This is a genomic window from Polaribacter sp. 2305UL8-11 (assembly GCF_058147165.1).
In genome coordinates, this window is sequence record NZ_JBYVJW010000028.1 from 1 (window position 1) to 4188 (window position 4188).

Genomic DNA, 4188 nt, shown 5'->3' on the forward strand with positions numbered 1-4188 from the left:
TCCAAAAGGATAGTAGTTAGATTCTTCAACAATTTCTAAATCAGTATTACTTGTGTTATTTGGGTTACTATCTTTATAAGAGAGTCTAACATTCCCTAAGTGGTCTTTGTATTGATATACATAACTAAAATTACCGTTGTTATTTTGTGTATATCCTTCTGAATGATTGAAAAATTCTAAAGTTTTTGCATTAGAGCCTATTTTTTTATAAATATAGTTACCTGCATAATCAGTAGTATTACCTTCTGCTATTTTTCTAAGTTTAGTGCCAGTTGCATCGTAAGTATAATAGATATGCTGACCATTAATAGTAACATCAGTTGGTAAATTTAAATGATTATAAGCAATATGGGTAATCATCCCTTCTTTATTAAGGTCAGTTTTCATATTCCCATTGGCATCATAGGTATACTCTGTATGTGCATTATTACTATCTTTAAATCCATAGGTTTTATTTCCGGTATCTAATACCTTTTTCAACTGATTGCTATTATCATAATAGGTATAAACTAAGTTATCCATCAACCCAAAACTCGTGGCATTTAGATTGGTATGTCCTTTTCGTAAAAGTGTTAAGATATTTCCGTTTTTGTCGTAAGTTACATTTTGTAAGTTATATCGCCCTGTATTGTCGACTGCGCCTGTGATTCTATTTAGTGCATCGTAATTATAAGTATATTTATTGCTTACGGCATTTCCAGACAGATTATTGCTAGTGCTTTTCCATAAGGTTTGACTAATATTTCCATTAAAAAGTGCTTTATTAGGATCTGAAGGATTATTGTAGTTTATTTCAAAACCAAATAAATCATTAGCTCCAAGTGTAATTGATGAATTAACCGAATTAGTATCGTTAATATTTTTTAACCACCCTCTTACATTGTATTTGTAGTCTACTGTTTGTAATCGATTTAAACTACTTTTTCCTCCAACACCTTTTGATGTTAATTGACCAAGTTCATCATAAGTATTGTCAACAATAGTTTCTGTGTTATTTCCAATAGTCTGATTCTGCTTCTTTAACCTCCCTGCATGGTCATAAGTAAAGTGATCATTTATGGTTATTGTTCCAGAAATATTATCATCATTTTTTGTATGTCTTGTTTTTGTATCAATTACTTTTCCTGTAAAGTCTAATTTAGACTCAACAATATCAGTTGTACCTAAAAAGCTATTATGTGAATATACATATATTGGTCTTGCCTTTTCATCATAGTAAGTTACAGTGGTTATCCAGTTGCTATGCCCTAATATTTTTACTCTAGTACCAGTTATTAAACCTTTTAATACAGTCGTAGAATTAACACCAAAAGCAGTTGATATTGTTGTTCCTGTACCAGCTGTGTCAAATGAATAATTATCATAATAATTAACCGTCAAAACTTCTAACCCTGAAGTTGGAAAATCATAATTAGTATAATAAGTACTACTAAAACCAGATCCACTTGTTACTTTTGTTTCATATAAATTAGAAGAACTTGTGTTGTAAGAATCAAAAGTACTCTGCATACTAATCCTATCTACAACAGTACCATGAGTATAAATCCCAGTATAAACGACTCTCCCTAATTGATCATATTTTGTGAATAACCATTTTTTATCATCTACAGTATTGTTATTATTTATACTTCTCAAATTTGCGTCTTGGGTCAGTACGGGTCTATCCAATTTATCATAGATAATATACTCCCATCCTTTACCAGGAATTTTCTTTTCTACTAGCCTATTTCTGTAATCATATTTGTATTGATAGCATAGATTATCTAATTCTCCGTTAGCTATTGTTGTTGGTTTATCAACATTTGCTTCAGCTTTTGGAGGTAACACGTAAGTTAGATTCCCAAAGTCATCATAAACATAATATGTGTCGTGTTTAATTGAAGCATTGTATGTTCTTTTTAAAATAACCTGCCCTTGTTTGTTTTTAAATTCCTCTGTAGTATGATTCACGCCATCTGTAGGTTCCCAATTTTCGTCTTTAGTGATGGTTTTAGAGAGTTTACCTGCACTATAATTAGCAGAACCACCTTGAAGAGTAGGAGTATAAGTATTATTAGAAAAACTAGTGGTTACAGAATAAATTTTGACTTCAGAAGCGCCATTGGTGTCATATTCAAACTTTATAGTGTGGCTATTGTTAGAGTATCCTTTGGCAGCAAAATTAGTACCCATTTTCCAATCACTACCAGGAGCAGTTTGTTCTACAACTCTATTTAAGGGAGATGCATCAAACCCTTTTTCTGAATAAGGGTTTACGCTAGCAGAACTTGTAAAATCAGATTGATAATTATTCCAATAATAACTATTGGTTTCGTTTTTAGCATCCGTTTTTATAAGACCATTGTTAGATGTAGATGCATAAGGTAAATATTCTTTGCTCATTCTCCCATAATCATCATATTCTATGTGAGTAACAATATCTTTTTCTGTAGCACTTTGCTTGATCCCTATACTTTGTTTTGTTCTTCCTAAACCATCATAATAAGTAACATTCTTAATAGCATCTTTGTTAATAGTTAATTGAGATAAGGAAGTTACTGCTTTTTGAGGCACTATAGAATACACATAGTTTTCGTTACTAAGAGCAGTTCCTACAGGACATCCATTTGAGCTTCCTTGTCCATGTGATGTAGGACATTGATCTGAATTATTACTAACATAGCCAGAAGGTTGGGTACATTGTGTAAGAGTAGAGTTTGGATCACCTAATCCATCACCATCACTATCTTGATACCAAACAGAACCACCTATTGAACCCAAGCTAACAGTAATTGCAGCAGATCCTGTACTCCACATTCCACTAGAGTTATTTCTAGCTCTTAAATAGTAAGTTGCAGAAGTTGAAGCTGTATAATTTGATGTTGCATTACTTGAAGTACTTGTTCCATTACTATTTGTTCCTTGCCAATACCAAGTAATTCCAGAAGGCGGATTTCCAGATCTTTGCAAAGTAGCATTTGAACAAGTTTGATTTACAATTACAGGTGTATTAGGAATAGCTGGAGCTGTTGCTGCATTTACTGTAACGTTTAATACGCCTTCCATATACCCACTAGACGAGCTTGTAGCTTCATAAAGTATGGTTCTAGTCCCAGAAGAAATCCATTTAATAGTGGCGCTTGTTGCATTTTGACTTAAGATAGTTGCGGTTCCACCACTTACAGCCCAATTACCTGCATAAATGGTTGTTCCAGATGCACTGGCTGTATATGTTTTAGTATCATTTTGATTAGCAGTTGTACTACCGGATATAGTAACAAAACCACCTCCAGGGCCACCACCTCCTGGACCTCCAGGCCCCTGTGCTTGAATAATAAATGCAAATAAGATGAAAAGACAACTTAAAACTTTATTTTTTATAAAATACTTTTTCATAGCGCTTAGTTTTTATAATTATATTGAGTGTTACTTAATATTTTCCCTTCATTATCTTTAACAAATTCCAATCTATTGAAACTATCATAGTAATAATAGATGGTTTGTCCTCTTGGATCTGTAATACTGGTAACACCAATAAGAGGGTCATAGGTAAATGAAGTAACTTGCGCATTGGGAAGTGAATTTCTTAAAGATGTTAAAGCTGTTCTTAAACTATTATCTGATGAAACTGTTCCTTGAAGGTTGTCAGTATTAGAAGATGTAATTGCATTAGAAATAGCACTCTGAACACTACTAGCAGATAACTCTGCATCAGAGTACCCTTCAATTTTAGCAATAGGCTGGGTTTTATTATATCCCCAAACATAATAGATTTTTGAACCATCTTTTTTGCTAACCTCTGTAGGATTACCCTTGTCATCGTAATTATGATATATGATTCTGTCTTCTAAAAGTTGCGAACCTTTGGAGGTTTGGATTTTTTGAGGCAAATAGTTTGTGCCGGAAGTGAAGTAATTAGTAACTTGTTCAGATAGCTTTGTACTCCCGTTAAAACTTTTATTTTCTAAAGGCAGATATAATGCATTTTGATTATATAAAATTGTGTTTTGTGGAGTTTTGTTAAAAACATATTTAGTCTCAGATTTCCTTGTATTTCCTCTGCTGTCTGTAAATTCTGAACTTATTGGTATGTAATGAGAGATAATATCATTATTATCCTTTAAATAATTATTGGTTTTAGTATTTGTTAGTATACCAGAATCATTATAGGAATTCGTTATAGTTTCTTTTAAAAGGTTGTAACCATTA

Annotated in this window: 1 protein-coding gene and 1 pseudogene; both read right to left on the reverse strand. The window is 32.4% G+C overall.

Translation table 11 applies throughout. The annotated features are described in order from the left end of the window. Positions 1–3375, reverse strand: a 3375-nt coding sequence (locus ACY2RW_RS16060) for a DUF6443 domain-containing protein (protein WP_490123748.1), incomplete at its 3' end; no start/stop codon positions are given. A 5-nt stretch (positions 3376–3380) separates the two neighbouring features. Then, positions 3381–4188: pseudogene (locus ACY2RW_RS16065) on the reverse strand (hypothetical protein); the annotation flags it as partial.